General features: G+C 69.1%; 22 protein-coding genes. 11 read left to right on the top strand and 11 right to left on the bottom strand.

The features are described 5' to 3' along the window. Positions 1-124: 124 nt before the first annotated feature. Genes BJ980_RS16205 through BJ980_RS16215 form a run of 3 tightly spaced genes read right to left on the bottom strand, consistent with a single transcriptional unit; the run spans position 125 to position 3057 of the window. Positions 125-1135: a P1 family peptidase gene (locus tag BJ980_RS16205; protein ID WP_179503241.1), complete on the bottom strand. Its 1011-nt coding sequence runs from the start codon at positions 1133-1135 to the stop codon at positions 125-127. A 45-nt stretch (positions 1136-1180) separates the two neighbouring features. Continuing rightward, a complete protein-coding gene (locus BJ980_RS19100) occupies positions 1181-1444 on the bottom strand; it encodes an acyl-CoA carboxylase subunit epsilon (protein WP_218855552.1) in 264 nt (87 codons plus the stop codon). Then, on the bottom strand, positions 1441-3057 hold the full coding sequence (locus tag BJ980_RS16215) for an acyl-CoA carboxylase subunit beta (RefSeq protein WP_179503242.1): 1617 nt from the start codon (positions 3055-3057) through the stop codon (positions 1441-1443). Before BJ980_RS16215 ends, BJ980_RS19100 begins: the two co-directional genes overlap by 4 nt. 44 nt (positions 3058-3101) lie before the next feature. On the opposite strand from BJ980_RS16215, the gene BJ980_RS16220 reads away from it, so the two are divergent. From BJ980_RS16220 to purE, 5 genes are all read left to right on the top strand, one after another. Next, positions 3102-3908 (top strand): biotin--[acetyl-CoA-carboxylase] ligase, encoded by an 807-nt coding sequence (locus BJ980_RS16220; RefSeq protein WP_179503243.1) that lies wholly within the window; start codon positions 3102-3104, stop codon positions 3906-3908. A 24-nt stretch (positions 3909-3932) separates the two neighbouring features. After that, entirely contained in the window at positions 3933-4439 is a 507-nt protein-coding gene (locus BJ980_RS19355) for a PH domain-containing protein (protein WP_179503244.1), read from the top strand. Beyond that, on the top strand, positions 4426-5406 hold the full coding sequence (locus BJ980_RS16230; RefSeq protein ID WP_246279991.1) for an adenylate/guanylate cyclase domain-containing protein: 981 nt from the start codon (positions 4426-4428) through the stop codon (positions 5404-5406). Before BJ980_RS19355 ends, BJ980_RS16230 begins: the two co-directional genes overlap by 14 nt. A gap of 74 nt (positions 5407-5480) precedes the next feature. Continuing rightward, the gene (locus tag BJ980_RS16235; RefSeq protein ID WP_343047843.1) at positions 5481-6647 is read left to right on the top strand and encodes a 5-(carboxyamino)imidazole ribonucleotide synthase; all 1167 of its coding nucleotides are present in this window, start codon (positions 5481-5483) and stop codon (positions 6645-6647) included. 9 nt (positions 6648-6656) lie between these two features. Then, positions 6657-7175: a 5-(carboxyamino)imidazole ribonucleotide mutase gene (gene purE, locus BJ980_RS16240; RefSeq protein ID WP_179503246.1), complete on the top strand. Its 519-nt coding sequence runs from the start codon at positions 6657-6659 to the stop codon at positions 7173-7175. Between the two features lie 17 nt (positions 7176-7192). Here purE and BJ980_RS16245 read toward each other — a convergent pair whose 3' ends face one another. The 3 genes from BJ980_RS16245 to BJ980_RS16255 are packed head-to-tail and all read right to left on the bottom strand — an operon-like array spanning position 7193 to position 9974. Next, complete coding sequence (locus BJ980_RS16245; RefSeq protein WP_179503247.1) at positions 7193-9067, bottom strand: asparagine synthase-related protein; 1875 nt, start codon at positions 9065-9067, stop codon at positions 7193-7195. A 36-nt stretch (positions 9068-9103) separates the two neighbouring features. Further along, entirely contained in the window at positions 9104-9556 is a 453-nt protein-coding gene (arfB, locus tag BJ980_RS16250; RefSeq protein WP_179503248.1) for an alternative ribosome rescue aminoacyl-tRNA hydrolase ArfB, read from the bottom strand. A gap of 4 nt (positions 9557-9560) precedes the next feature. Continuing rightward, positions 9561-9974 carry a CoA-binding protein gene (locus tag BJ980_RS16255; RefSeq protein WP_179503249.1) on the bottom strand — a complete coding sequence of 138 codons (414 nt, stop codon included), beginning with the start codon at positions 9972-9974 and terminating at the stop codon, positions 9561-9563. 115 nt (positions 9975-10089) lie between these two features. Here BJ980_RS16255 and BJ980_RS16260 point away from each other — a divergent pair, with 115 nt between their 5' ends. Next, entirely contained in the window at positions 10090-11259 is a 1170-nt protein-coding gene (locus tag BJ980_RS16260; protein ID WP_179503250.1) for an acyl-CoA dehydrogenase family protein, read from the top strand. Positions 11260-11343: 84 nt separating this feature from the next. Here the strand turns inward: BJ980_RS16260 and BJ980_RS16265 are convergent, their stop codons facing one another. Next, positions 11344-12537 carry an LCP family protein gene (locus BJ980_RS16265; RefSeq protein ID WP_179503251.1) on the bottom strand — a complete coding sequence of 398 codons (1194 nt, stop codon included), beginning with the start codon at positions 12535-12537 and terminating at the stop codon, positions 11344-11346. Between the two features lie 49 nt (positions 12538-12586). Here BJ980_RS16265 and BJ980_RS16270 point away from each other — a divergent pair, with 49 nt between their 5' ends. From BJ980_RS16270 to BJ980_RS16280, 3 genes are all read left to right on the top strand, one after another. Continuing rightward, positions 12587-13090, top strand: coding sequence for an acyl-CoA thioesterase (locus tag BJ980_RS16270; RefSeq protein ID WP_179503252.1), 504 nt, complete (start codon positions 12587-12589; stop codon positions 13088-13090). A 270-nt stretch (positions 13091-13360) separates the two neighbouring features. Next, complete coding sequence (locus BJ980_RS16275) at positions 13361-14737, top strand: LCP family protein (protein WP_246279992.1); 1377 nt, start codon at positions 13361-13363, stop codon at positions 14735-14737. 246 nt (positions 14738-14983) lie between these two features. Beyond that, positions 14984-17968 carry an FG-GAP-like repeat-containing protein gene (locus BJ980_RS16280; protein WP_179503254.1) on the top strand — a complete coding sequence of 995 codons (2985 nt, stop codon included), beginning with the start codon at positions 14984-14986 and terminating at the stop codon, positions 17966-17968. A gap of 3 nt (positions 17969-17971) precedes the next feature. Here the strand turns inward: BJ980_RS16280 and BJ980_RS16285 are convergent, their stop codons facing one another. After that, positions 17972-18703 (bottom strand): TIGR03089 family protein, encoded by a 732-nt coding sequence (locus tag BJ980_RS16285; protein ID WP_179503255.1) that lies wholly within the window; start codon positions 18701-18703, stop codon positions 17972-17974. A gap of 23 nt (positions 18704-18726) precedes the next feature. Here BJ980_RS16285 and BJ980_RS16290 point away from each other — a divergent pair, with 23 nt between their 5' ends. Next, positions 18727-19812 (top strand): nucleotidyltransferase family protein, encoded by a 1086-nt coding sequence (locus BJ980_RS16290; RefSeq protein ID WP_179503256.1) that lies wholly within the window; start codon positions 18727-18729, stop codon positions 19810-19812. Between the two features lie 12 nt (positions 19813-19824). On the opposite strand, the gene BJ980_RS16295 is transcribed toward BJ980_RS16290, so the two are convergent. The 3 genes from BJ980_RS16295 to cofD are packed head-to-tail and all read right to left on the bottom strand — an operon-like array spanning position 19825 to position 22605. Continuing rightward, on the bottom strand, positions 19825-20577 hold the full coding sequence (locus BJ980_RS16295) for a DUF3105 domain-containing protein (protein WP_179503257.1): 753 nt from the start codon (positions 20575-20577) through the stop codon (positions 19825-19827). 46 nt (positions 20578-20623) lie between these two features. Continuing rightward, on the bottom strand, positions 20624-21586 hold the full coding sequence (cofE, locus tag BJ980_RS16300) for a coenzyme F420-0:L-glutamate ligase (protein WP_179503258.1): 963 nt from the start codon (positions 21584-21586) through the stop codon (positions 20624-20626). Further along, a complete protein-coding gene (gene cofD, locus BJ980_RS16305) occupies positions 21583-22605 on the bottom strand; it encodes a 2-phospho-L-lactate transferase (protein WP_179503259.1) in 1023 nt (340 codons plus the stop codon). The genes cofE and cofD overlap by 4 nt, the downstream gene beginning before the upstream one ends. Positions 22606-22789: 184 nt before the next feature. Between cofD and BJ980_RS16310 the strand changes: the two genes are divergently transcribed. Further along, on the top strand, positions 22790-23047 hold the full coding sequence (locus BJ980_RS16310; protein ID WP_179503260.1) for a WhiB family transcriptional regulator: 258 nt from the start codon (positions 22790-22792) through the stop codon (positions 23045-23047). Positions 23048-23082 lie beyond the last annotated feature (35 nt).

The raw sequence follows: 23082 nt of genomic DNA on the forward strand, positions 1-23082 counted from the left end.
TCCGTTGGAGTCACCGGGTACCGGGTGAGACCGCCGCTTCCCGGGCAAGATCTTGCCCGGGAAGCACCAGAGTCACCGGGTACCCGGTGACTCCGCCCCCGAGGAGAACGGATCGAGCTCGCCCTCAGAGCAGCGCGCTGGGGAAGGCATCGCGGAAGGAGCGCATCCCGGACGTCGAGTCGGCGGCGAGCACGGCGCGGCCCACGGCGCGGGTGACGCAGTCGGCGGCGGCGATCAACAGGGCCTGGAAGGCGAAGACGTCGGTCGCCGGGCGGGCGCAGGTGGCCATGGTGAAGAGGGTGTCGCCGTCGAACATGGTGTGCACCGGGTTGATCGCCCGGGCCAGGCCGTCGTGCCCGATCCCGGCGACCTTGGCGCACTGTGCCTTGGTGAGCGTCGCGTCGGTGGCGATCACGCCGATGGTGGTCGCCAGGGGTGGCTTGATCAGCGCGGGGTCCGCGGCGGCGCGTTCGCGTGCTTGGTCGATCTCGATCGTCTCGGGGAGACCCAGCGCAGGCAGGTCACCGGGAAGGCAGTGGCGCGCGGCGAAGAGCTCACCGGTCACGGGATCGACGGCGGAACCGACCGCGTTCACCGCCACCAGGGCACCGACGGTGGTGCCGTCTTCGAGGCGCACCGATGCGGTCCCGATGCCGCCCTTGAGACCGCCGACGCGAGCTCCGGTCCCGGCACCGGCGTTGCCCTCACGCACCGTCGAGGAGGCAGCGTCGTACGCCGCCTGTCCCAACGTTGCGTCGGGGTGGTTGGCGAAGGTGCCGCCGCGGCCGAGGTCATAGAGGACCGCGGCGGGGACGATCGGCACCACCTCGCCGGGTTCTCCCATCGGGAAGCCGAGGCCGTCGGCGAGGAGTCGCTGCACGACACCGTCGACGCTGGCCAGGCCGAGCGCCGAACCGCCGCTGAGCACGATCGCCTGGACCCGCTCGACGAGGTTGCGTGGGTCGAGCAGGTCGGTCTCCCTGGTGCCGGGGCCACCGCCGCGTACGTCGACGCCGGCGACCGCGCCCTCGGAAGGGGCCAGCACGACGGTGGTGCCGCTGAGCCAGCCCTCGCCGGTACGTTCGGCCTGGCCGACGCGGATGCCGGGGACGTCAGTGATGCTGTTGGAGGTCACCGACCCAGTATGGCCACGTGGCACGAGCGTGCCGGCCACGTCGCCTCAGGAGGGCAGGCCGCTGGAGCGCCAGGCGCCGGGACCGTGCGGCAGGCTGCGGCGCACGCGTCGGTGGTTGGCCGACCAGGCCGACGGTGCGGCGGCAGGCGCCTCGGTGCCACCCGACCCGAGGGCGGAGAAGACCGCGACCAGGGCCGCGATCTCCTCCGGCGTCGCGTCGGAGTTGACCACACGGAGCACCGGCTTGGCCGGTGCCTCGGTTGCCTCAGCGGTCTCGGTGGCCGGGGTCTCCTGCTCGTCCTGGCTCACAGCGGGATGTTCCCGTGCTTCTTGGCCGGAAGGATCTCCCGCTTCGAACGGAGCAGGCGCAGCCCGCGCACGATCTCGGTGCGGGTCTCGTGCGGCATGATCACGGTGTCGACATAGCCACGCTCGGCGGCGATGTACGGGTTGGCCAGCGTGGTCTCGTACTCGTCGACCAGCTCGGCGCGGCGGGCCTCGACGTCGCCGCCCTCGGCCTCGACCGCGGCAAGCGTCTTTCGGTGCACGATGTTGGCCGCGCCCTGGGCGCCCATCACGGCGATCTGGGCGGTGGGCCAGGCGACGTTCAGGTCGGCACCGAGGTGCTTGGAGCCCATCACGTCGTAGGCGCCGCCGTAGGCCTTGCGGGTGATCACGGTGATCAGCGGGACGGTGGCCTCGGCGTAGGCGTAGATCAGCTTGGCGCCGCGGCGGATGATGCCGTTCCACTCCTGGTCGGTGCCGGGCAGGAAGCCGGGGACGTCGACGAAGGTGAGCACGGGGATGTTGAAGGCGTCGCAGAAGCGCACGAACCGTGCGGCCTTCTCCGAGGCGTCGATGTCGAGCGTGCCGGCGAACTGCATCGGCTGGTTGGCCACGACTCCGACCGGGCGGCCCTCGACGCGACCGAAGCCGACGATGATGTTCGGCGCGAACATCGCCTGCACCTCGAGGAAGTCCTCGTCGTCGACGACCGAGGTGATCACGTCGGTCATGTCGTAGGGCTGGTTCGGGGAGTCCGGGATGATCGTGTCGAGCGACCGGTCCAGGTCGCTGATCTCAAGGTTGGCCTCCTCGTCGTACGACGGAGCCTCGTCGAGGTTGTTCTGCGGGAGGTAACCGATCAGAGCCTTGACGAACTCGATCGCGTCTTCCTCGTCGCTGGCCATGTAGTGCGCGTTGCCCGACTTGGTGTTGTGCGTGCGGGCGCCGCCCAGCTCCTCCATCGAGACGTCCTCGCCGGTGACCGTCTTGATCACGTCGGGGCCGGTGATGAACATCGCCGAGGTCTGGTCGACCATCACGGTGAAGTCGGTGACGGCGGGGGAGTAGACGTGCCCACCGGCGCAGTTGCCCATGATCATGCTGATCTGCGGGATGACACCCGAGGCGTGCACGTTGCGCTTGAAGATCTCGCCGTAGAGACCGAGCGAGACCACGCCCTCCTGGATCCGGGCGCCGGCGCCTTCGTTGATGCCGATGATCGGGCAGCCGGTCTTGATCGCGAGGTCCATCACCTTGGTGATCTTCTCGCCGTAGACCTCGCCGAGCGACCCACCGAAGACGGTGAAGTCCTGGGAGAACACGCAGATCTGGCGGCCGTCGACCGTGCCGTAGCCGGTGATGACGCCGTCGCCATAGGGGCGGTTCTTCTCGAGGCCGAAGGCGGTCGAGCGGTGCCGTGCGAGCTCGTCCAGCTCGACGAAGGATCCCTCGTCGAAGAGCATCTCGATGCGCTCGCGGGCGGTCTTGCGGCCCTTGGCGTGCTGCTTCTCGATGGCCTTCTCAGACCCGGCGTGTACTGCCTCGTTGAGGCGTCGCTCAAGATCCGCCAACTTGCCGGCGGTGGTGTGCAGGTCGAGCTCTTGCTCGCTGGTGGGCTCGTTCGCAGCTGTCGTCATGGTGTGGCTGGCCTCCTCGGTTTCCGTGGGCCAATGTAGTGCCCATGACCTCGACCCCCGACGCTCGCCCACCCCTTGACCGGGCTCGTCTCGACCCGGCACGCCTGCCGGCGGCACTGGCCGGCCGGGTCGAGATCGAGGACGAGACCGGATCGACCAATGCGGTACTCGCCAGTAGGGCACGCGAGGGTGCGACGGGCGGATCGGTGCTGGTCACCGAGCACCAGGTGGCCGGTCGTGGCCGACTGGATCGGGTGTGGACGACGCCGGCCCGCTCCGCGCTGACCTTCTCGTTCCTGTTGCGTCCCGATCTCGCACCTGCGAGGTGGCCCTGGATCCCGCTCGCGACGGGGTACGCCGTACATCAGGCGCTGGTGGGACGGTTGGCCTCGGTGGGGCTCAAGTGGCCCAACGACGTGCTGGTCACCGGGCCCTCGACCCCGGACCGCAAGCTGGCCGGGATCCTGGTCGAGCGGATCGAGACCCCGCAGGGGCCCGCTGCCGTGATCGGGATCGGTCTCAACGTCTCCCTCACCGAGGAGGAACGGCCGGTGCCCACGGCGACCTCGCTGCTGATCGAGCTCGGCGAGGAGCTCGACCGGACCGCACTCCTGGCGGACCTGGTCGAGAGCCTGGACGGTGCCACCGAGCTGCTCAGCGACGCTGCGGCCCTCCGCGCGGCGTACAGCTCCGCCTGCGTCACGATCGGGCGCGACGTGCGCGTCGAACTCCCCTCGGGGGAGTCGCTCGTGGGCAGGGCCAGCGGCCTCGACGAGAGCGGACGCCTCGGTGTCGACACCCCCCAGGGGACGACCTGGGTGGGCGCGGGGGATGTCATCCACGTGCGGTGAGCATTTGTTTGACATGATCTGACCGTGGCCATCTCCCAGAAGTACCTCAACGAGGGCGAAAGCGTCATCGTCTCCACGAGAACGCACGCCAAGGCGCTGTTCGTCCCGATCATCGTCCTGCTCGTGGCGATCGCGGCCGCAGCCTGGCTGATGACGATCGGCGAGGGCACAGGCGGCGACGTGCTGCACATCGCCGCCTGGGTGGTCGCCGGCGTGATCATCGCCTGGTTCGTGGTGCGTCCGTTCCTGGTCTGGTGGTCCACGACCTACACCTTCACCAACCGTCGCTTCATGGAGCGCACCGGGATCATCGCCCAGAAGGGCCGCACGATCCCGCTCAACCGGATCAGCGGAGTGGACTTCGAGATCGACCTGACCGACCGGATCTTCGGCTGCGGGACGCTGGTGGTCACCGACGCGTCGGAGGCCGGCCGGGTCGAGCTGCACGACATCCCGCGCGTCGAGAAGGTCCAGCTCAAGGTCGCCGACGAACTCCACCGTCTGTATGGCCGGAGCGATGACGGAGCCTGAGCACACCCACCAGCCAGCGCTGACCCGCGAGGACCTGGTCCGCGGCATCCTCGGCGAGGACGCCGAGTTCACCGCGGCCGAGATCGCCGAGAACGCCTCGGTCAGCGTCGACACCACGCGACGGCTCTGGCGAGCCTTGGGCTTCCCCGAGTACGCCGAGTCCGAGGTCGCCTTCACCCGTGCGGACGCCGCGGCCCTGGGCATCCTGCACGGAACCGTGGAGGCCGGCCTGATCGACGTCGACACCGCGCTCAACCTGACCCGTGCGGTAGGCACCACGATGGCGCGCCTGGCCGACTGGGAGGTCGGCGCCCTGGTCCCCATCCTCGGTGAGGTCGAGGGTGACCGGGTCGCCGCCGCGATGAAGTTGGTCGAGCAGGTGGGCGCACCCTTCGAGCACCTGATGCTCTATGCCTGGCGCAGGCACCTTGCTGCCGCTGCGGGCCGGATCGAGGAGTTCGGTCCCGACGACGAGGTGAAGACCAGCCACGTGACCGTCGGCTTCGCCGACATCGTCGCCTTCAGCGCGCTCTCCAACGAGATCGGGGAGGAGCGCGTCGGCGACCTGGTCGAGGTCTTCGAGTCGAGGTGCCACGACGTGGTCTCGGCGCACCGCGGCCGGGTGATCAAGAGCCTCGGCGACTCGGTCCTGTTCGTCTCCGACGACGCGGTCCGCGCCCTGGACATCGCCGACGGGATCATCCAGGTCATCGGCCGTGACGCGCGGATGCCCGATGTCCGTGTCGGCCTGGCCAGCGGTGGGGTGGTGATGCGGATGGGTGACGTCTTCGGCCCGTCGGTCAACCTCGCCGCCCGGCTCACCGCGGTCGCCCGGCGCAACCGGGTGATCGTGGACGCCGCCACCGCCAGCCTGCTGCCCACCGAGGCGTTCGACACCCGTTCGCTGCCCGCGCGTCCGCTGCGCGGGTTCGGGCTCGTCGAACCGATCGCGGTCAAGCGCCTCTAGTCACCACCGCACGATCCGCATCCGACGCAGTGGCCCCGAGCACCCGGAGCCGCGCAACTCGATAGGGTTCTCGAGTGCCTGACGACCTTGCCCCCACACTCGCCGTCATCGGCGGCGGCCAGCTCGCCCGGATGATGGCGCAGCCGGCCATCGCCCTGGGACTCCCGCTGCGGCTGCTCGCCGAGGCAGAGGGCGTCTCGGCCGCCCAGGTGATCGTCGACCAGATGGTCGGCGACTACACCGACCTCGACGTCCTCAAGACGCTCACCCGGGGCTGTGCGGTGGTCACCTTCGACCACGAGCACGTCCCGACCGCACACCTGCACGCCCTGGAGTCCGAGGGGATCGCGGTGCGCCCCGGCCCCGACGCCCTGGTCCACGCCCAGGACAAGGCCGTGATGCGTGAGCGGCTCGCCTCGCTCGGCGTCCCGTGCCCGCGCAACGCCGTGGTCAGCGATGTCGCCGGTGTCGAGGAGTTCGGTTTCCCGGCCGTCCTGAAGACCACTCGCGGCGGGTACGACGGCAAGGGGGTCTGGGTGGTCCGCTCGGCCGAGGACTGCGCCGAGGCCTTCGAGACCGCCGCCCGCACCGGCGTACGCATCCTGGCCGAGGAGCTCGTGGACTTCCGGCGTGAGCTCTCCGCCCTCGTCGCGCGCTCACCGAGCGGCCAGGCCGCGGCGTACCCGATCGTCGCCTCCACCCAGAAGGACGGCATCTGCCACGAGGTGATCGCCCCCGCGCCGAACCTGGCTCCCGAGCTCTCCGCGCAGGCCCAGCAGATCGCACTCACCGTGGCCGGCGAGCTCGGTGTCACCGGCATCCTGGCCGTCGAGCTCTTCGAGACCACCGACGGACGGATCCTGGTCAACGAGCTCGCAATGCGCCCGCACAACACCGGTCACTGGACCCAGGACGGTGCGGTGACGAGCCAGTTCGAGAACCACCTGCGAGCCGTGATGGACCTCCCGCTCGGATCGCCCTCGCCGCGCGCGAAGTGGACCGTGATGGTCAACATCCTCGGCGGTGAGGACGAGGCCGCGGCGGCACCGCTCTACCAGGGCCTGCCGCACGCGATGGCGCGCGACCCGCACCTGCGCGTGCACTTCTATGGCAAGCAGTGGCGACCGGGACGCAAGGTCGGCCACGTGAACACCTTCGGCGACGACCTCGAGGACTGCCTCGAGCGCGCCCGCCACGCGGCCGACTGGCTGCGCGGAGACCTCGGCAACGAGAGCGAATAGGAGACCTCGATGAGCACTGCGCGGGTAGGCATCGTGATGGGTTCGGACTCGGACTGGCCGGTGATGAAGGCGGCCGGCGAGATCCTGGCCGAGTTCGGCATCGAGTTCGAGGCCGACGTGGTCTCGGCCCACCGGATGCCCGAGGACATGATCGCGTGGGGCAAGCAGGCCGCCGGTCGGGGGATCAAGGTGATCATCGCCGGTGCCGGCGGGGCCGCCCACCTGCCCGGGATGCTCGCGTCGGTGACGCCGCTGCCGGTGATCGGCGTGCCGGTGCCGTTGAAGTATCTCGACGGTATGGACTCGCTGCTCTCGATCGTGCAGATGCCCGGCGGGATCCCGGTGGCCACCGTGGCGATCGGCAACGCCAAGAACGCCGGCATCCTGGCCGCGCGGATCCTGGCCACCTCCGACGACGCGCTGCAGCAGCAGCTTGTCGACTATGCCGACTCGCTCGCCGAGATGGCGCGCGGCAAGGGCAAGGCCGTTCGCGAGCAGGCCGCCGGCCCTCGCACCGCCGGCTTCTGAGAGCCCGGCGGCACGGTTCAGCGACGTGTCACGGTGCGCTGCAACCGGCGCGCGATGACCAGTACCCGCTTGGCCGCGCTCGTCCCGACTGCCTTGATCCGCTCCTTGCGTGAGGGGCGCTGGGGCTGAAGCTCGGTGCGGGTCACGACGACGATTCGCTCACGTGACTCGAGACGGTCGGGGCCGGTCGCGAAATCGGTGGCCAGGGCAGTCGCCACCGTCGCCCAGTGCCACATCCGCACGGTGTTGGCCCGGCTCGGCGATGCCCGGATCGCGAAGTCGTCCATCCGATGGCGATCCGCGATCTCCCAGAACGAGTCGGGTGCCTGCGCGATCGCCTCGGCGAGCTCGGTGCGCACCTCGGGCAGGTCGGCCCGCCAGCTGAAGGTGGACTGGTCGCCGTGGCTGCCCAGCAGTGGCGCCCGTGCGTCCCAGGCCGCCCTCGCCTGCGGCGCAGTGGGCGGGTTCTTGTCGAACTTCCAGCGCTTCCCCGCGAACCGGATGTCGTGCAGCTCGGGCGCCAGCACCTCGAGCAGGTCCGCGATCAGGCGCTCGTCGGTGCGCAACTGCAGAGGGACGCGACGTACGGTCTCCACGACGTGGTGGTCCAGGTAGGGCCGCCAAGCCAGCGAGCCGATCGAGGCGGCCTGTCGGGCCATCCCGGTCCATCGTCCGGTGCGCTGGCGCACGTAGTAGTCCTCGAGGGCGCCTGCGCCCTGCTCCTTGACCTGGCGACGCCATGGCTCGAGGTCCGCCTCGTAGGCGCGCTGCATGGCCTGGGTCATCCGGTCGCGCGAGCCCAGCACGCGGCCACGCAGGTAGCGCTGGACGACCTCGCGTTGGTCCATCCCGGCCACCGCGCCGGCGTAGTAGCCGCGCAGGATCTCGCCACCGGATCCCGAGAACGGGACCAGGCTCGCGTTGTAGCCGCCGTCGATGCGTCCGACCCGGTCATGGGCGCAGAACATCCCGTTGCCCAGCACCACCGCCTCGTGCAGCCGTCCGGCGACGTCGATGCTCAGGGTGTCGCCCTCGTGGTCGCGGGTCAGGCCCATCGGTCCGCCCACCACGTGCGGGATGCCGAGCGCCTCGGCCACCTGCCGGCCGACCAGGACATCGGGGTCGTCGGGGTTGCCCGAGGTGCGGCTCTTCAGCGGTACGCCGCCCCGGGTCAGCAGCGCCGCCAGCAGCCGGGAGTCGCGACCGCCGGTGAGCCCGAGCAGGACCGGTTCCTTGCGGTCGGCGAGCGGTGCGATCGAGGCCATCAGGGCGGCGGCCACGTCCTCGGCGGATGCCTCACCGGTGCTCCTGGTCTCGCGGCGGGAGATGCTCAGGCCGGAGCGGTCCGCAGCCACGGTGCGGTCGGGACCCAGGGCGGTCACGGCCCGGAACGCGGTGCGATCAGTGGTGCAGAAGCCGGCATTGAAGACGCCGGACAGGCCGACGAGGTCGGCATGCGGGCCGGTCGGGTCGGCGACCAGGTGGACCAGCAGGGCATGGTTGCCGATCACGACGAGCTCGGGGGTCTCGGCGAAGAAGACGACCTCGGCACCGGACGCACTGGTGGATCCGCTCAGCCGACCCGGTGTGGCCGCGAACCGTGCCCAGACGCCCGCCGGGTCCTCGCCCTCACCGAGCAGATATCCGGAGAAGCCGTGTGCTGCCTCGGGGGTGCTGTCCAGCAGCGGCCGCCGCGGGTCGCCCGGCTCGTTGCTCCAGGCGGCGAGCAGCACGTTGCCGGTGGTCCACTGGGCTGCGGGGGCGCCGGGTGTGGCGAACGGGAGCGAGCGGCGGGCGGCCGAGGCGAGTTGTTCGGACAGGTGTCCGTCCAGGAGTCCGGAGGAATCGAGGGACGGCGCGTTCTTGTGCACCACCCCCACATAGATGCGCATGGGCCGACCATAACGATCCCGGGCCGGTCGCGGGGGTCATTCGTCAGGACGCCTGCGCAGTTGCTTGACCTGTCCGCGTTGCTTCTTGGACTCGATCCGCCGTCGTTGCGAGCCCTTCGTGGGTCGGGTCGGGCGGCGCTTCGGCGGGGGTGGCGCGGCGGCCTGCCTGACCAGGTCGGCCAGCCGCTCGCGGGCAGCGTTGCGGTTGCGCGGCTGGGACCGGTGCTCCGAGGCGGTCACGGTGAGCCGCCCGTCGACCAGGCGGTTGCCGAGGGCGTCGAGGGCGCGCCGGCGTTGCGTCTCGGTCAGTGCCGACGACGAGGCGACGTCGTACTCCAGCTCGACGCGGGTGTCGGAGGTGTTCACCGACTGGCCCCCGGGGCCGGGGGAGCGGGAGAACCGCTCGAGCAACTCGCTCGCCGGGATGACCAGGCCGTCGCGAAGGCCCGGCCCGGGCCTGATCGGGAGATCGCCGCCCGGGGCGCTCACAGGCTCACTCGCCGCGCTTGCCCCACTCGATAGCCGGGCAGGTGTCCATCACCATGTGCAGGCCGGCCTCGACGACCCGGTCGAAGGCGTCCTCGTCGATCACCCGGAGCTGGAACCACACGGCCTTGGCGCCGACGACGATCGCCTCGTCGGCGAACTGGCCGGCGGCCTCGGAGCGGCGGAAGACGTCGACGACGTCGATCGGGAACGGTACGTCGGCCAGGGTGGCGTAGCCCTGCTCGCCGAGCACGGTGGGGGCATCGGGGTGGATGGGCACGATCTTCTTGCCATGCGCCTGCAGGACCTCTGCGATCTCGTACGCCGTGCGACTCGGGTCCCCGGAGAGCCCCACCACCGCCCACGTCTCGGCTTCGTCGAGCATGTAACTGATGGACTCCGGTTTCTGCCAGGCGTTCATGCCCTCCACCGTAGCCGCCCGTGCCACGGGCTCGCATGTGGTCCACCAGACACCGGGAGGCCGCGGCGGCGGACGCTTTTGGGAACAGTTAGTAGGAAATCCTAGAATCTCTGTCATGTCTGACTTTCCGCTCTACTCCCTGTCCGAGGAGCACCAGGCGGTCCGCGAGGCCGTCCGTGCCATCTGCGACGCCAAGGTCGCTCCGTTCGCTGCCGAGGTGGACGAGGAGGCCCGCTATCCCAGGGAGGCCGCCGAGGCCCTGAAGGCCGCCGACTTCCACGCTGCTCACGTCCCCGAGGCCTACGGCGGTGCCGGTGCCGACGCCCTCGCGACCGTGATCATCATCGAGGAGGTCGCCCGTGCCTGCGTTTCCTCCTCGCTGATCCCTGCGGTGAACAAACTCGGTTCGCTCCCGGTGCAGATCGGCGGCTCCGAGGAGCTGAAGCAGAAGTACCTCGGCAAGCTCGCTGCCGGCGAGGGCGGCTTCTCCTACTGCCTCTCCGAGCCCGACGCCGGTTCGGACGCCGCGAACCAGAAGACCCGCGCGGTCAAGGACGGCGACACCTGGGTGCTCAACGGCGTGAAGCGCTGGATCACCAACGCCGGCGAGTCGGAGTTCTACACCGTCCTGGCGATGACCGACCCGGAGAAGCGCTCCAGCGGTATCTCCGCGTTCGTGGTCGAGAAGTCCGACGAGGGCGTCTCCTTCGGTGCGCCCGAGAAGAAGCTCGGCATCAAGGGTTCACCGACCCGCGAGGTCTACTTCGACAACGTCCGGATCCCGACCGACCGGATCATCGGTGCGGAGGGCCAGGGCTTCGAGATCGCGATGAAGACCCTCGACCACACCCGGATCACCATCGCCGCCCAGGCCGTCGGTGTCGCCCAGGGTGCGCTCGACTACGCGCTGGGCTACGCCAAGGAGCGCCAGCAGTTCGGCAAGTCGATCTCCGAGTTCCAGGGCCTGCAGTTCCTGATCGCTGAGATGGGCATGAAGGTCGAGGCCGCGCGCCAGATGACCTACGCCGCCGCCGGTCGCTCTGAGCGCGGCGACAAGGACCTGACCTTCTTCGGCGCCGCAGCCAAGTGCTTCGCCTCGGACGTCGCGATGGAGGTCACCACCAACGCCGTGCAGGTGCTCGGCGGCTACGGCTACACCCGTGACTACCCGGTCGAGCGGATGATGCGCGACGCCAAGATCACCCAGATCTACGAGGGCACCAACCAGGTCCAGCGGATCGTGATGGCACGCCAGCTCCTGGCCGGGATCCAGTCCGACATCTGACTCGGGCGACACCCCGGACGAGAAACACCACGACACGCCGTACCAACGGCGTGTCGTGGTGATTTCGGCCCGAAGCCAGACGCCCTACTCGGCCAGGCCGGTGGGACTGCACAGCCCCTCGGGGATGGACTCGGTGTCGTCCTCGGCGATGTAGTCGAACATCTTCTTGGAGCGCTCCTCGTCCCAGTTGACCTGGAGGTCGGCGATCGGGACTCCGCAGGTGAGGTCCTGGCGCGTCATTCCCCAAGCGAAGCGGCCGAGCGCGAACGGCCCGGTCCCGTCACTGACCTTCACCGTGGTGGCCGCGGCCATGTTCACCCTCCAGTAGCGCACCGGGTTGATGACCGTCCAGGGGCTGACCACCTTGTTGCCGATCGCGCTCACCACCGAACGCTGGTTCTTGGCGCGGGTGATGTCGCCGTACTGCGGGTCGGACTTCCGCGACCGGGCGAACCCGAGGGCGGTGACGCCGTCGGCCTCCTGGCAGCCCTTCTTGATGTCGAGGTGGGCGTCCTTGTCCTTCATGTCGCGATCCGGGCAGATCTCGATGCCGCCCACGGCGTCGACCAGGTTCACGAAGCCGCCGAACCCGATCTCGACGTAGTGGTCGATCCGGATCCCGGTGTTCTGCTCGATCGTCTCGACCAGGAGCTTCGGTCCGCCGAACGAGTAGGAGGCGTTGATCTTGTTGCTGCCGCGGCCGGGGATGTCGACGATCGAGTCCCGCGGGATCGACATCAGCAGGTTGGGGCCCTTGCCGATGTGCAGGATCATCATCGTGTCGGTGCGCTTGCCCACCTCCCCGCCGGTGCCGAACCGGCGCCGCTCCTCGTCGCTGAGGTCGCTGCGCGAGTCACTGCCCACGACGAGGTATGTCGTGCCGTCCTGCTCACCGGGCCGATCTCCGTCAGGGAACGCGTCCACCGTGGAGACCTTGCTGAGGGCGAAGAACGGAACCGCGATCAGGAAGGCGAGCCAGAGCACGAGGATCAGGAAGATCCAGCGGAACGGCCGGATCCGGCGCCGAGGCCGTCCGCGGCCGCGCTGCGGGTCGTGGGGGCCACCGGGCGGGCCGGGTGGGGGAGCGACGGGGCGGCGCGGTGCCGTCCGGGGCTGCTGCGTCGGGATGATCCGGGTGGGCTCGGGCTGCTGCCCGCGCCTGCCCGTGCCCTGCTGGGGGATCATCCGGGTCGCGTCGTCGTCGGCTCCACGGTTCTTGCCGTAGAGCCATTCATACTCGGGAGTGCCCGGTTCGGGGCCCTGTGGACGGTCAGCCATGGGGCAGACGCTACCGGCAGATGGTCCGGGGATCGTTACTCTCCTTCGCATGACCGACTCCGCGCGCTCCCCGTCCTATTCGCGTGTCTCGCTGGCCCAGCTGATGCATGCGACGTCGGCGAACCTGCTGGGCAACATCCATGGCGGCGACATCATGAAGCTCGCCGACTCGACGGCCGGCGCTGCGGCGCAGCGCCACGGTGGGGGCCCGGCGGTGACCGCGGCCCTGGACGAGATGGCCTTCCTGGAGCCCGTCCACGTCGGCGACATCGTGCGGACCACGGCGCAGGTCAACTGGGCCGGGCGCTCCTCGATGGAGGTCGGCGTACGGATCGAGGCCGAGGCGTGGACCGACGCCGAAGGGACCCCCAAGCACGTGGCCTCGGCCTACTTCGTCTTCGTCGCGATCGACGGGGACGGCCGCTCGCGCAGGGTGCCACGGCTGGTGCCGGAGACCCCTGATGAGGTACGCCGATGGCGCGAGGCGGAGATCCGTCGCTCGCACCGCCTGGCGGGCAAGCAGGAGATCGAGTCGGGTCGGAACCCGGGCTGAGCCGGCCTCCAGGGGGCTCTCGGGGCCCGGTGAGGCGACGCGACGCCGCTCACGAAGCGGGGCCCTTTCGGCGCGTCATGCACGGAAGTGACGCAAGTGACTGGTGATATTGGCCAGCAGGAAACTTTCAGTACTTCCCCGTTGAGAGAGGCCTCATCGATGCCACCCGTTTCTTCCCCCGGGTCGCACGATCGCCGGTATGCCGAGACACGGCGTGCCCCGGACCGTGCAGCGCGAGTCCGTTTTCGTCGCGCCGTCACGCTGATGGTGATGACCCTTGTGGTCCCCGGGTCCGCCCAGCTGGTTGCCGGCAACCGTAACGTCGGTCGGATCGCGATCCGCGTCTGGGGCGCGGTGATCGCCCTGCTCGTGGTCCTCGGCCTGATCTCCTACGCCTCGACCTCCTTCGTCCTCTGGTTCGGCACCAACACCACGCTGCTGAACCTGGTCCGGTTCGCGATGATGCTGATCGCGGTGGGCTGGGCCGCCCTCTTCATGGACGCCTGGCGGATCGGCCAGCCGCTGACGCTGGTGAAGAACCAGCGGCTCGCGATGGTGGGGCTCAACGGCGTGCTGTGCTTCTCGGTCGCCGGGAGCATCCTGTTCGCCGCGCACCTGGTCACCGTCCAGCGTGAGTTCATCGGGACGATGTTCAGCGCATCCGAGGTGAGCGACTCGACCCACGGGCGCTACAACGTGCTGCTGATGGGTGGTGACTCCGGCGCCGGGCGGTTCGGCCTGCGCCCGGACTCGCTGACCGTGGCGAGCATCGACCAGGAGACCGGACGCACGGTCCTGGTCGGCCTCCCGCGCAACCTGCAGAACTTCAAGTTCGCCAAGGGGTCGGTGATGGACGAGCAGTTCCCCGACGGCTTCGACTGCGACGAGTGCTACATCAACGGCGTCAGCACCTGGGCCCAGGACAACACCGAGCTCTTCGCCGACCCGAAGACCGCCGGCACCGACGCGACCATCTCCGCGGTCGAGGGCGTCACCGGCCTGAAGATCAACTACTGGGCGATGGTCAACCTGGAGGGCTTCCGCAACCTGATCGACGCGGTCGGGGGAGTGACGCTCAACGTCCGTCACCGGATCCCGATCGGTGGCTTCTCCACCCCGGTCACCCGCTACATCGAGCCGGGCGTGAAGAAGCTCAACGGCTATCACGCCCTATGGTTCGCCCGCTCTCGTACCGGGTCGGACGACTACGCGCGGATGGCGCGGCAGAAGTGCGTGATGAACGCACTGGCCACCCAGATCAGCCCGAAGACCGTGCTGGCCAACTTCGAGAAGATCACCAAGGCCAGCTCGGCCATGGTCGACACCAACCTGCCGGCCAGCGAGCTGGACACGTTCATCGGCCTGGCGCTGAAGGCGAAGAGCCGGAGGATCGGCACCGTCTCCATCGTCCCGCCGGCGATCAACACCGCCCACCCCGACCTGGACAAGATCAGGACGATGGTGGACAAGGCGATCGACAAGGCCGAGGGCAAGTCGCCGGAGCCGAAGAAGGCCAGGGCCTCCGCCCGCGCGTCGTCCGGCGCCACGGACGCATCCGGCCAGCCGGCCACCAGCGGTGGATCGCTGGGGAACAAGCAGGACGGCTACACCGCCAACGAGTCGGCGGACCTGGGCGCAGCCTGCTGAACCCCTTGGCCGCCCCTTGGCGAGCACCGGGCCGCCGATCGACACGTACGTCGTGTCCGTCGGCGGCCCGTCGCATTTCCCGGGGTTCGCCGACAAACCAGACATTTCTCGATTATTTTGGCCCAAACGGCGTGTCGACTGGAAATTACACGATTGTAGTTACTCAGAAACACTTGCGGTAACCAGTGTGACTGATGTGAAACTTGGTACTCGTGTGAAACTTCCCCCGCACTGGAGTAGCCGAGAATGCGTCCTCACAAGCTCAGATTCGTCACCGCCTGCCAGCAAATGCTGGTGGTCGGCGCCGTCGTAGCCGTCCTTGCTCCCGCAGCCAACGTCATCTCACTCGACGTCACCACGCAGCCGCCCGCGGCTGGAGAGGGCGAGCTGATCGAGTCCGACCTCGCCTCCGGTGACCAGGAGGGAGAGCCCGAGGCAGCCGAGGTGGAGACCGCCCCGGTCGAGCCCGAGGTCGCCGAATATGCGATCGACGCCGACACCACCGAGACCGCCCTCGAAGAGGCGCCCGAGCTGGCCGACAGCGCGCTGCCTGAGGCCGCCACGGAGTCCTTGAAGACCGAGGCCACCGGCGACGAAGCGGTCAGTGCGACCGAGGACGTCGACGGCTACACCGCAGTCGGTGTCACCTGGGACGCCGCGGAGCGGATCGCCGACGACGAGATCTCGGTGATGGTCCGCACCCGCACCGACGACGAGTGGAGCGAGTGGACCGCGGTCGACTACCACGACGAGCACGGCCCGGACCCGGACTCGCAAGAGGCCAAGAACGCACGCCCCGGCACCGACCCGCTGCTGGTCGGTGTCGTCGACCAGGTGCAGGCCAAGGCCGTCACCGCCGAGGGCGTCGCGCTGCCCTCCGACATGAAGCTCGCCGTCGTGGCCCCGGGTGCGTCCAAGGGCACCGAGATCGAGCAGCCGGAGCTGGACACCGCGTCCCCGAATGTCTCCGAGGAGCCCTCGAGCACTCCCTCCAGCACCCCGTCGGACGGCCCGTCGGATGCCCCGTCGGACGGCCCGGCCGGCCAGCAGGAGGAGCCTGCCGGCGAGACCGACGCCCCGGACACGCTCACCACCGACCAGGGCGAGATCGCCCTGCAGGCCACGAAGGTGACCACCAAGCCGAAGATCTACTCGCGGGCCCAGTGGGGTGCCAACGAGAAGCTGCGTGACAAGTCGTCGCTGCAGTACCACGAGGTGCATGCCGGGTTCGTCCACCACACGGTGAACGGCAACGACTACACCCGCGACCAGGTGCCCGGCATCATCCGCAGCATCTACGCCTACCACACCCAGTCGCGGGGCTGGAGCGACGTGGGCTACAACTTCCTGGTCGACAAGTTCGGGCGGATCTGGGAAGGCCGCTACGGCGGTGTCGACCGCCCGGTCGTCGGCGCCCACACGCTCGGCTACAACGAGTACTCCTTCGCGATGTCGGCGATCGGGAACTTCGACAAGGCGAGGCCGTCCTCGTCCATGGTCGAGGCCTATGCGCGCCTGTTCGCCTGGAAGCTCTCGCTGCACGGCGTCAACGCCAACAGCTCGAAGCAGACGGTCGGCAAGTCGACGTTCCGCGCGATCAACGGCCACCGCGACGCAGGCCAGACCGCCTGCCCGGGGCGCTACCTCTATGACCAGATCGGCTCCATCCGCAGCAAGGCACGCGCCAAGCAGGTGAGCTGGGACGGCCGGAACCTGCAGACCAACCTGGTGGGCTCCTCGGCGCCCGACTTCCTGGTCCGCCGCGACAACGGCACCGGATATGTGATCCCCACCGGTGGCACCAAGGGCGGCCTCGGGGCCAGGACCCCGGTCACCGCGGGCTGGAACATCTATGACACGGTCCGGATGACCCCCGACGTCACCGGCGACGGCATCGACGACGTCGTCGTGCGCTCGTCGTGGAGCGGTCGCTACGGCGTACGCGCCGGGCTGGGCAACGGGAAGTTCAACACCAAGCACATCTCGTTGAGCACCCAGATGAAGGGCTACGACCAGATCACCGCGGTCGGCAACCTGAACGGGGCCACGCGTCCCGACCTGGTCGCCCGCAACCCGAAGACCGGCTACCTGTATCTCTATCGCGGCGCCTCCGCGGCAGGCACGTTCGCTCCGCGGCTCCTGCTCAGCAAGGACTGGGGTCGCTACACGATGACCGCTGCCACCGGCGACACCACCGGTGACGGGGTTCCGGACCTCTATGCGCGTGACAAGAGCGGCGTGCTCTGGCTCGTCCCGGGTGCCGGCGGCAACAAGATCAAGGCCCCGGTGAAGGTGATGACCAACACCGCCCGCTTCGACGTGATCACGGGCTATGGCGACATCACCGGTGACGGCAAGGCCGACCTGGCCGTGAGGACGGCGGCGTCGGACAACCTCTATGTCTACTCCGGCAAGGGCGACGGCACCTTCGGAACCCGCCTCGGCCCGCTGTTCGAGGCTGCCCCGCTCAACTCGTTCAGCTTCGGCGACACGGACAAGAACGGGCTCCCGGACCTGGTCGGCATCCACAGCAAGAGCATGCTGATCTACAAGAACCGTCCGGGCGGCAACGGCAACACCGGTACGCCGGTCAGCGTCGGTGACAAGTTCGAGAACGCCAACCTGCTGCTCAACGCCGGGGACTGGGACCGTGACGGCCACGGCGACATCATCATCCGGGAGACCAGTGGCGCCCTGAAGCTGATCCGCGGGCTCGGCGACGACAAGTTCGCCAGCGCCACCACGCTGGCCTCGTCGTTCAAGTACCACAAGCTGATCAGCGCCCCGGGCGACGTGACCGGTGACGGCTATCCGGACATCATGGCCCAGCCCAGTGGTGGCGCCATGCGGATCTATCCGGGCAACGGCAGGACGTTCAGGTCGAGCTTCGTCGCCAAGGGTGCGATCAGCGCCTCCGCCCAGCTCGGCATCGGTCGCTGGGACTCCGACGGCGCGCCGGACAGCCTGTTCCGCAACGGCACCAAGGTGACGACGTACCGCGGAAACGGTCCCGGCGGACTGACCGGATCGGCAAGGTCCGTGACGGCGCCCAGCCTGAGTGGCTACAACTGGTTCATCAGTGCCGGCGACCTCAACGGCGACGGTCGCCAGGACCTGCTGGTGCGCAAGTCGACCACCGGGGACCTCTACCTGATGCCCGGCACCTCGAGTGGCTTCGGCTCGCCGAAGCACTTCGCCGACGGCTTCAAGGGTTACGACCTGGCCGGCTGATCCTCAGGCAGGGAGCCACTGGGCGGTGGCACGCTCGTCTGCCCACCTGCGCTCCCACGAGTCCGGATCCGCGTTGCGGACCCAGACCCCCGAGCCGCCCTTGACCAGCGGCTCGGTGAAGCTGGCGAACCCCGTCGGGGAAGCGGGGTTCGCCGTGGTCAACAGACGCCCGCCGTCGGTGAGGAGACCATCGGTCCCCCCGGCGGTGGGCGTCACCAGCTCTGCCTGGCTGATCGAGGCGAGTGCCGCGTCGTCGGGCTGCGGCGGGTCCCACGGAATGAACGAGTCGGGCTGCGACCAGACCTCGATGCCGAAGTCGTGGACACCCTCGGGCAGTGGTGTGGCGAACCGGACGCCCAGGGGGAGCAGTGCGGTGGCGATCACCGGGATCCGCCCCGCGAGGCCTGCATGGTCCTGGAGTCCCTCGGGCCCGCAGGCCACCGCATCGGGCTCACCCGCCTCGCCGGGGAACGCCACGACCAGTCCCGCGTTCCAGGCCGCCCCCAGGAAGACCGGCCCCAACCAGTGCGTCGGCAGGTCGATCAGGATCCGCTGGCCGCGCTCGAGGTCGAACTCCTCCACGAGCAGGCTCGACGCCTTGGCCACCCAGTTGGCATAGGTGGCGACCGAGAGCTCGACTCGCTCGCCGGTGGCATCGTCATAGAAGGTCACCAGCGGACGACCCGGGTCGGAGCGAAGGAGCGTGGCGAGCAGGTCGGGAAAGGTGGTGGCCATGGGACCACCCTAGGATCAACCCCATGACTGAGACTTCGCAGCCATCCACCCCGGCGGCACCCGAGGCAGTGATCGTCGCGGGCGGCTTCGGCAGCCGGCTCCTGCCGCTGACCGCACGTCGCCCCAAGCACCTGCTCGACGTCGGGGGCGTGCCCTTCCTCGAGCACCAGATCGCCCGGCTGGCCGAGGCCGGTGTCGAGCACATCGTGCTGGCCACCTCCTACCACGCGGACATGTTCGCCCCGGTCCTCGGCGACGGAAGTCGCTGGGGGGTCCGCCTGGACTACGTCCTGGAGGAGGAGCCGCTGGGCACGGGTGGGGCGATCCGCAACGTCGCCGATGCGCTCACCGACGACCCCGACGGCGCCGTGATCATCCTCAACGGTGATGTCCTGTCCGGCCATGACCTGCCCGGGCAGCTGGCCGACTTCCGCTCGGGGCGTCGCGGCCGGCGAGTGGACGTCTCGCTGCACTTGGTCGAGGTCGAGGACGCACGCGCCTTCGGCTGCGTGCCCACCGACGACGAGGGCCGGGTGCTCGACTTCGTGGAGAAGTCCGACGACCCGGTGACCAACCAGATCAACGCGGGTTGCTACATCTTCCGTCGCGACGTCATCGACACCATCGAGGCCGGTGAAGTGGTCTCGGTCGAGCGGCAGACGTTCCCCGACCTGGTCGCGAACGGCAGCCTGGTCGTCGGGTTCGTCGACTCCGCCTACTGGCGCGACGTGGGCACGCCGGCCGCCCTGGTGGCGGCGAGCCAGGACGTGGTGCTCGGCCTCGCGCCGACCCCGGCCGTCGAGGCCGTCGAGTCCGGTGCCCGGATCCACCCCCGAGCACGCGTCGGCTCGGGCGCGCGCGTGAGCGGCGGCTCAGTGGTGATGGAGGACGCGAGGATCGCCGACGGCGCCGAGGTGACCGGGAGCGTCGTGATGACCGGAGCCAGCATCGAGGCCGGCGCCCGGGTCGTCGATTCGGTCCTCGGACCCGGTGCGCAGGTCGGCGAGAAGGCAGTGCTCATGGCGGCCACGCTGGGCGACGGCGCGGTGATCAGCGCCGGCACCACACTGCCCGAGGGTGAGCGCATGGACGTCGAGACCACGCGCTGACCCTCTGGTCGGTCACATGCCGTTGGGTTCGGGGGAGTCGAAGTAGTCGTACTTCTGCATGAACTTGTACAGCGCCTCGCCGGACACGTCGGTGCAGTACTGCCACACGCCGACCTGCTTGTCGACCTGGCTGACGTCGACGTCCTTGCCACCCTTGGACCAGTGCGTCAGCGCGATGTGGTTGTCACCCTTGAACGCCTTGCCGTCCTTGGACGTCCACGGGACGGCCTTGAACTTCAGTCGCGGGTTGTTGTTGCCCTTGAGCTTGGTGGCGATGGCCTTGAGTTCGGTCATCTGCTCGTCGTCGTCGGCAATGGTCTCGTCGTACCAGAGGATCGTGTAGCCGTGCTCGAGGTTGTGGACCAACATCTCGACGCGGGGCCGGTCGTCCTTGGTGTAGAGCTTGCGGTCCGGCGTGTCGGGGGTGTTCTCGTGCTTGCCGAAGGCCGGGGGCGCGTCGGTGTAGTCGACATCCACGCCGGGCTCGACGTGCTCCTGGTTGCCGTCGGCCTTCTTCGTCTCGACCTTGCTGCAGACATCGGCCGCGGGCGCGCCGATCCCGGACATGTCGATGTCGTTGAAGGCCCGGAGGTCCCACCACTCCTTGATCGGCTTGAACGCGGCGAACCCGATGATCGCCACAGCGATCAAGATGCAGACACCGACGATGACAGCACCTTGGCGCTGGTCGGCGCGCTTCTGCTGGGTGCGGAGTTGATCGGCGACTTCGCGCCGGCCGATCTTCTTGCTGGGCTTGTTGGCCACGGACTGGCTTCTCTCACGTGATGGTCGAGACGTACAGCGGCAGAGTCTACGGAGTCGGCGGTTGGAAGGTCACTTCGGTGCCGTCGGGCGAGGCGTGCGCCTCCCACCCGAAGGCATGGGCCAGTACGCCGGCCAGGGTGGCGGTCGCCGGCCCGGTGACGGCAACGTTGATGCTGCCGTGCTCGGTGAGCTCGGCGGCGCCGAAGGTGTCACGCGCGGCGATGTGCATGTCGCCGGAAGCCGCAGGCGCCCCGAAGAGGCGGGCATCCGAGGCGGCAAGAGCCCGCACCACTGCCTCACGGGAGCCGAGACCGAACATGTCGGCGCCGTCCTCGCGCACCAGGGCGCCCGCGCCCGAGCCGTGGTCCCCGCGGGCCAGCACCAGGTCCTCGCGGCCAGTGATCACCGTGAACGGTCGGCCCCCGAGCTTGCCCGAGGCGAGCTCGGACAGGCCGGCGAGCTCGTCGGCCACGGCCGGTGCGGTGACGGCCAGGGCGTTGCCGTAGGAGTCGGTGACCCCGGCGAACTCCTCGAGCACCACCAGGCCCGCCGCGCCGATGGCGATGTCGGTCTGGCCGTTGCGCCACGGGCGACCCGCGGTGTCGGTGACCAGGACGCCGACGTTGACGCCACGACGAGCCAGTACTTCCTCGCGGACGACCACCGCGCTGCGGTCCGGGTCCTCGGGCAGGAGCAGGAACTGCCCGGCGGTGACGTTGGAGTTGTCGATCCCGGCGGCTGCCATGGTCAGGCCGAGCCGGGTGCGCACGATCGAGGTGGGGCCGCGGCGGGCGAGGACGCGCACGCTCTCGTCGTCGATCGCATCGAGGCGGTCACCGACGCGGTGACGTCCCTCGGCCTTGCTGACCACCTTGCTGGTGATCGTGACGATGCTGCCGTCGAGCAGCTCGATCCCGTCCGCGTCGCAGGCAGCCAGCAGGAGAGTGGCCAGGTCGTCACCCTCGGCGACCTCGCCGACGCCACCGGGCGCGACGACGCGCAGGCTCACCGGACCAGCTCGAACGCGCTGGCGGCCATCGCAGCCGTGGCGTCGTGGTCGGTCATCATCAACGGCACGGCAACAGCCTTGATGCCCAGCTCCTCGATACGAGCGACCTGGTCCGCGTCACGTGCGTCGACCAGCCAGCCGTCGAGCACGCCACCGCGGGAACGGGCGCCGTAGTGACCGGCCACGCCGCTCGCACTGACCTCGACCCCGATCGAGGTCAGCATCTGCTCGGCCATGCCGCGCACGTGGGACGTGCCCACGATCGGGGAGAGGCCGACCACGGGGGCCGTGGTCTCGAGCAGCGCTTCACGGATGCCGGGAACGCCGAGGATCGTGCCGACCGAGACCACCGGGTTGGAGGGCGGCACGATGACCAGGTCGGCCTCGGTGATCGCCTCGACCACTCCGGGTGCCGGCGTGGACCGGTCCAGGCCGACGAAGACGAGTGCCTCGGCCGGGACGGAGGCACGGAGCTTGATCCAATATTCCTGGAAGTGGATCACCTTCCTGCCCGAGGGCGACTCCTCGTCGGCAATGGCGACATGGGTCTCGACGCGGTCATCGGTCATCGGCAGCAGACGCAGCCCGTCGCCATGGGTGGGTGTCAACCAACGCTGGCACAGAGCCGTGGTCACGGCGGAGAGCGGATATCCGGCCTCGAGCATCTGGGTGCGGACCAGGTGCGTGGCCACGTCACGGTCGCCGAGTCCGAACCAGGTCGGCTCCACCCCGTAGGCCGCCAGCTCCTCCTTGACGCTCCACGTCTCCTCGCGCCGACCCCAACCGCGGTCGGGATCGATGCCCTCGCCGAGGGTGTACATCACCGTGTCCAGGTCGGGACTCACCTTCAGGCCGTGCACCCAGATGTCGTCGGCCGTGTTGGCGACCACGGTGACCACCGCGTCGGCGGCGGCCGGGACCTGTCCGGTGCGGATGCCGTGGAGCAGGCCCTGGATGAACTTGGCGCCGCCCATCCCCCCGGAGAGGACGGTGATCGAGCGCGGAGGCGTGTTCTGCATGGTCCTAGCCTGCCCGATCGGACAGAAACCGTGCCGAGCGGGTGTTTATATCAGATCCGGGCTTGACTTCCGGGGTACGACAGGCATGTAATTCCATCAGTGTTCTTCGCAGTCAAAAGCCGCAGAGAACCAAAGAGATCGAACCAGCATCATTGAACGAGTCAGGGTCGAAAGGGGAGTACTGATGCGAGAGCTGTTTCTCCTCGACGGAAACGACGCAGAAGAGTTCGGTTGGCAGGAGCGGGCACTGTGTGCCCAGACCGATCCGGAGGCGTTCTTCCCGGAAAAGGGTGGCTCCACCAGGGAGGCCAAGAAGGTCTGCCTGACCTGCGATGTGCGAGACGACTGTCTCGAATACGCATTGATGAACGACGAGCGCTTCGGCATCTGGGGCGGCTTGTCTGAGCGCGAACGGCGCAAGCTCAAGAAGCGTGCAGTCTGACCTGATCTCCAGGGTGGATGATCCGATTCGCCCGG

This window comes from Nocardioides daedukensis (assembly GCF_013408415.1).
GTDB classification, from domain to species: Bacteria; Actinomycetota; Actinomycetes; order Propionibacteriales; family Nocardioidaceae; genus Nocardioides; species Nocardioides daedukensis.